Genomic DNA, 1,100 nt, shown 5'->3' with positions numbered 1-1,100 from the left:
GTGCCGTTCTGGGCATTCTGTCGCTGATCGTCTGGGCACTGACGATTATCGTGACAATCAAATACGTCGCCTTCGTGCTTCGGGCGGATAACAAGGGTGAAGGCGGTACCCTGTCGCTTATGGCGCTGGCGCGGAAAGCTTATCCGGCTGGTTCCAGCATCATTCTTGCCATCGGTCTCTGCGGAGCCGCACTGTTTTTCGGCGACGCGATCATAACGCCGGCCATCTCGGTGCTTTCAGCGGTGGAAGGCCTGAGCGTCGTGACTCCGGCGTTCGATCCGTACGTGGTTCCCATTACTTTGGTGATCCTTGCCGTCTTGTTTGCCGTGCAGCGCTTCGGGACCGGTAGAGTGGCCTCGGTTTTCGGGCCGGTGACGGGGCTTTGGTTTCTGGCGATCGGCATTGCCGGATTGGTGCATATCCTCGACGATGTCTCGGTCCTCCTGGCAATCAATCCCTATTATGCGGTGGTCTACCTTGCCGAGGCCAAAGCGGGTGCGTTTCTCACCGTCGGCGCGGTTTTTCTGGCGGTTACCGGTGCTGAAGCGCTTTACGTCGATCTCGGCCACTTCGGTCGCCGTCCAATCGTGCTAGCCTGGTTCTGGATCGTCTTTCCCTGCCTGCTACTCAGCTATTTTGGGCAAGGCGCATTCGTTCTTGCTCACGGGGGGTTGCCCGACAATCCGTTTTTCCAGATGCTGCCGGATTGGGCGCTGATACCGATGGTCGGGCTCGCCACAGCAGCGACTGTCATCGCCAGTCAAGCCGTTATCTCCGGGGCGTTTTCGCTGACCAGGCAAGCGGTGCAGCTCAATCTTCTGCCCAGAATCGAAGTTCAGCATACTTCCGAGATGCAACTCGGCCAAATTTACATGCCGCGCGTGAATCTCATTCTCGCGCTCGGCGTAATGCTGCTGGTCGTCGGCTTTGGCAGTTCGAGTTCCCTGGCTTCCGCCTATGGAATTTCGGTGACAGGCGAAATGCTGATGACGACTATTTTGCTATTCGTGGTGATGCGGTGGCAATGGAAATGGCAGACCGCACTCGCTGCGGCGCTTGCGCTGCTCTTTGGCACGATAGACACCGGCTTCTTCCTGGCA

Annotated in this window: 1 protein-coding gene; it reads left to right on the top strand. The window is 57.9% G+C overall.

What is annotated here, in order from left to right:
• The coding region (locus EOA86_RS35735; RefSeq protein WP_206630245.1) for a KUP/HAK/KT family potassium transporter at nt 1-1,100 on the top strand (1,100 nt) is incomplete at both ends.

Source organism: Mesorhizobium sp. M5C.F.Ca.IN.020.32.2.1 (assembly GCF_004023105.1).
GTDB lineage: Bacteria > Pseudomonadota > Alphaproteobacteria > Rhizobiales > Rhizobiaceae > Mesorhizobium > Mesorhizobium wenxiniae.
This window is presented reverse-complemented; position numbering and strand designations above follow the sequence as displayed.